This is a genomic window from Geobacillus sp. Manikaran-105, assembly GCF_002809955.1.
GTDB lineage: Bacteria > Bacillota > Bacilli > Bacillales > Anoxybacillaceae > Geobacillus > Geobacillus thermophilus.
The window spans coordinates 1-4072 of record NZ_PIJG01000093.1; the positions used below are offsets into that span (position 1 = coordinate 1).

A 4072-nucleotide genomic window follows, 5' to 3' on the forward strand; every position below is an offset into this window, starting at 1 on the left:
TCTGCTTTCCTATTGCCTTTTTTGGCCATTTTCAGTATACCCTCACGGATCAGGAGCGTATACCGCACTCACCAAGTGGTGGGGATTTTCACGGAAAAGCTAAATTAATCATGCATTTGAAGATTACATGGTATGAAGCTTGGTAAATAAGGTATATCAGTACAACTAATCGTTTTTTATGTCTATTCCAGCGTAAACAGTAACTAATTCAAGGGCTGTTCGAATTCCCTTCTTTAAAGGTGGACAAGGACTCCTTTGTTCTTTAATTCTAATTAGTGGACAATGCATTCCCTGACAAGTTGGCTTTAAAATGCAAGAGTTACATTGCCTATCATCTTTCGCATCTGCCGTTATCCATAAGGTAAGTTTATCTTCATCAATATCAAAAGTTCCGTCTCCTCTAATTTTCCCTAATTGATTCAGAGGCTCATCTAATTCTAAAGTACATTTATAAATAGTTCCATCTGCCCCAATCGCAAAACTATTCGGAAGACCAGCGTAACAAACACTTCCCATTGGGTCAAGGGAACTTAGCAATTCAGTGGAGGTCGGAAAATAACAATGTGCTCGTTTTTGAACCTCACTCATAACTTTAAAACTTTCTTTTGGATCATATAGTGGTAGATCTTTAGCAGATGTTCCACCATAATTCTGCACAGGTTTAAAATATAATTGGAAACGTTCATCTCCATTCAAAAACTCTGAAAGCAGTTCTATTAATTCTTGCATTCTATCCTTATTGGTTTTATCGAAATTTGAGCGGATTAAAACTTTAAACTCTAAATCAGTCTTTTGAATACTTTTTAAATTGTTTATAATACGATCAAAAGTAGGACCACCATCTTTAAGTATTCTATGTGTATCATGGGTATCTTTCGGCCCGTCTAAAGTGATTTGATATTGGATAATATTCAAATCTACCAATTCACGAAATAGATTTTCATCGAGTTCGTATCCATTTGTTGTAATTCCAGAGTTGAATGTAAATCCGAATTTTTTAGATATTTCTTTAACTTCTTTATTAATATTCCTAATTACATTTACACCTTCTAATGGCTCCCCGCCGAACCAAGCAATATTTAGACTATTAATATGAGGTGCTTTTCGTAAAATATGCTTAATAATAGCCTGTTGAATTTCTTTCGGCATTTCCCCCCTTAAAAATTTCTCGAAGCAATAAACACACCTAAAATTACATTCTTCTGTAGAATATAAAATTAATTCATAGTGATCCTTTCGATTTTTTTCCATATCTCTCATTAAATCTACTAATCGATTTTCATCGGTTGAATGATGTACCAAAAAATGTTGATTAATTAACTCTGTTTCTAATTCATTTGCAGGTTCACATAATAACCCCTCCCGTAAAATAGTTTTAACCTTTTCTTTTGTTTTTACATCTTCAATTGTTGCTATAGCTCCAGAAAAAGTGTTAAATAAGATTAAAGTACCTTCTTGAGTCTCATGTTTAATTGTGTAACGTGATTTGCGATATTTTTTATACATTTCTATCCTTCCTTTTTTAGAATAATAATTAACTCAGGGCTATTAATTGAAAACGGTGATTTATCAAAATCACCATAAACATTGCTTATTTTAAAACCAACAGTACTTAACATATTTTTTAATTCAACAGCAGTATAAATTCGTAAATCAAGGTGGTATTCTTTTATATTGCTATTATTTCTTTTTTGTCTAATTTTTAATAGTCCATTTAATAAATCGATTTCCCTGCTTTCAAAAATTGGCTGGTGGAAAATATCATAAAAATATGAACTGTCCTCAAAATATTTCAATAACAACTCCCTGTTAAAAACATGCACAATAAATATCCCTTGATATTTTAGAGAATTATAAACTTTACCGAAAATTTTAATGGTTTCTTCATCGTTAAAGTAACCAATAGATGTTTCTAAACAGTAGACTAAATCAAAGACTTCAATAAAATTCATAAAACGTGCATCGCAGAACATAATATTAGCAGCGGGATCGGTTTCCTTGACTTTGGCTACTGTTTCGTAATGTGAATCTATGCCAATAACATCAAAGCCTAGTCTTCTAATAGAAAAAAGATGTCTTCCGTTACCACAACATAAATCAAGTATTTTACTCTCTTTTGGAAGAGTATCAAGCATGGACTTTAAAAATGCAACCTGTTTTCCTGTTTTTTGGCTGTATAAAAGTCCATAAGCATTTTGGTAAGAAGTATACTCAAAAAAATGATTCAAATCATTTTTAATATCCAATAATTGCTCTCCTCCTACCCTGAAAACTCGAAAAAGACAAGAACGATCTCTACCTAACCATTAGAAGTAGGTTTTAAAAGAAAGAATTTCAGTATATATGGTTTACCGATAATGCGCACTCGTTTTTTCCAGTTTCACTTGATACCCTATCCCCCTAAATTGCTTCATCGTTTGACACACTAGGTTCGTTTCTCGCTACCAATCCCAGTAGTAGGTTTCCAAACTCTCTATACCTCTATACTGTTCCTTTCTGGTTAAAATGACGTAGAGGATTTGTAACATCGTTCTTCCCACAGCGATACTCGCCCGATTTACTCCTCTTCGTTTAGCGATCCGATGATACTTCACGGATAAATGGGTGTTTTTCGTTCGGGCCATGGCACGAGCACCCCACACCAGGTGTAACCTCAACTTCTTGTTTCCTTGCCTCACCCGTCTATATTTCCATTTCCCGAAACTTTCGTGATTTCCCGGCGCCATGACTGCCCATGAAGACAAAATTGAATTCACAAATGATCGATCGTTCGTTCTGGGTTCTGGTTGATTCTTCGAATAAAGGCTTGAACATTCTTTCCGATTCCATGCACAGATTTAACCCATGCAAGATTTCGCTTGTTCCACAAAGGATATAAGTTGATCCTCACTTTTGCTGAATGAGTTCATCGACAATCATAAGCATCTCTTTACGTTACATGTGTATCAGTGGGAGATAAATGTCGTAGCATTTTTCTCATCTGTTGTAGGGATCATTGTTTGTTCTGATTTCAGATCAGCTTTCTGTAAGTGAACATCCCTTGATCAGTGGTCCAAACATATTAAACAGGTCAAACCATTATTACAGCTATCCCATTTGTCGAACTATGATTTTTCCACTCATGAAAATACATCTGCTCTATGATTTTTGATGTTTTTGAATTTTAGTAATTATATTTTCAAAAATGTCAAGCAGGATCATTACTAAGAGTCAGTCAAGACTTTGTGGAAACTTTTTTGATTCGCTGAAAACAGGTGTAAATCATAGGTTGGCAAACCATTTTTTGAATTTAGTCCGTAAGCGCTTTTGAATTCTCATCCCTTGCCATGGCAGATCGATATGTATACCTTTTTTTTACCATGCCTTGAGTTCAGACAGGGCATGATAGATCGGTGTCCCGGACGATTGCTTTAAATATGGCACGTTATTCCGCGTGATCTCAGGCCAAAGACGGCGGACGCGTTGTTTCGCCTTGTTCACGACCGTCTGTTTAGTGGATGTCGTTTCCTCCGCCGGATGCGACGATCCTTCTCCGAAACGACGTCCGAAAAGACGAATCCCATCCATCCGGGCAATCATTGCCTTGAAAAACGCCCTGAGTCCCTTGTCGGTCCAACTGCGGCGGTATTTCACCCGATACGCCAACTGGCTCATCACGCTTTCAGCCCTCCCCATCGGATACAGGTATTGTCAAAAGTTTATCCTCCACACTCACGGTTTTTCCTTGGGTTTCAACGGTTGAACAAAAAAAGCTTACCACCCCCGTTGTTTTCCGCCATCATTGAGGTAACGACACCCAACAGCCAAAACAAAGGAGTGACAAGCTTTGTTACCTCAATGATTAGCCTATTTGCTTGAAATAATCAAGACCCAATATCAAATTATCGTGTATTAGATGGGTGTGATATTGGGAAAATCGTTGAATCTCGAGGACTTGGACGAACCCATCCAAAAACCGTACCGGAAACTTCAAGTCGATGACCTTCCGATCATCGATGTGCCGGAAACCCTTGATTACCGGAAGCTGTTGGCGGACTACGAAGCCCAGCACAGACGTCCTTTGCGGCCCATC

Annotated in this window: 2 protein-coding genes and 2 pseudogenes; 1 reads left to right on the forward strand and 3 read right to left on the reverse strand. The window is 36.9% G+C overall.

Annotated elements, in window-relative coordinates; genetic code table 11:
• Positions 1-165 precede the first annotated feature (165 nt).
• From CV945_RS16350 to CV945_RS16365, 3 genes and pseudogenes are all read right to left on the reverse strand, one after another.
• A complete protein-coding gene (locus tag CV945_RS16350) occupies positions 166-1506 on the reverse strand; it encodes a radical SAM/SPASM domain-containing protein (protein WP_025038984.1) in 1341 nt (446 codons plus the stop codon).
• Positions 1507-1508: 2 nt separating this feature from the next.
• The gene (locus CV945_RS16355; protein ID WP_021322585.1) at positions 1509-2246 is read right to left on the reverse strand and encodes a class I SAM-dependent methyltransferase; all 738 of its coding nucleotides are present in this window, start codon (positions 2244-2246) and stop codon (positions 1509-1511) included.
• Between the two features lie 1108 nt (positions 2247-3354).
• A pseudogene (locus tag CV945_RS16365) lies at positions 3355-3684 on the reverse strand (UPF0236 family transposase-like protein); the annotation flags it as partial.
• A gap of 166 nt (positions 3685-3850) precedes the next feature.
• On the opposite strand from CV945_RS16365, the pseudogene CV945_RS17990 reads away from it, so the two are divergent.
• Positions 3851-4072, forward strand: a pseudogene (locus tag CV945_RS17990) (DDE-type integrase/transposase/recombinase); the annotation flags it as partial.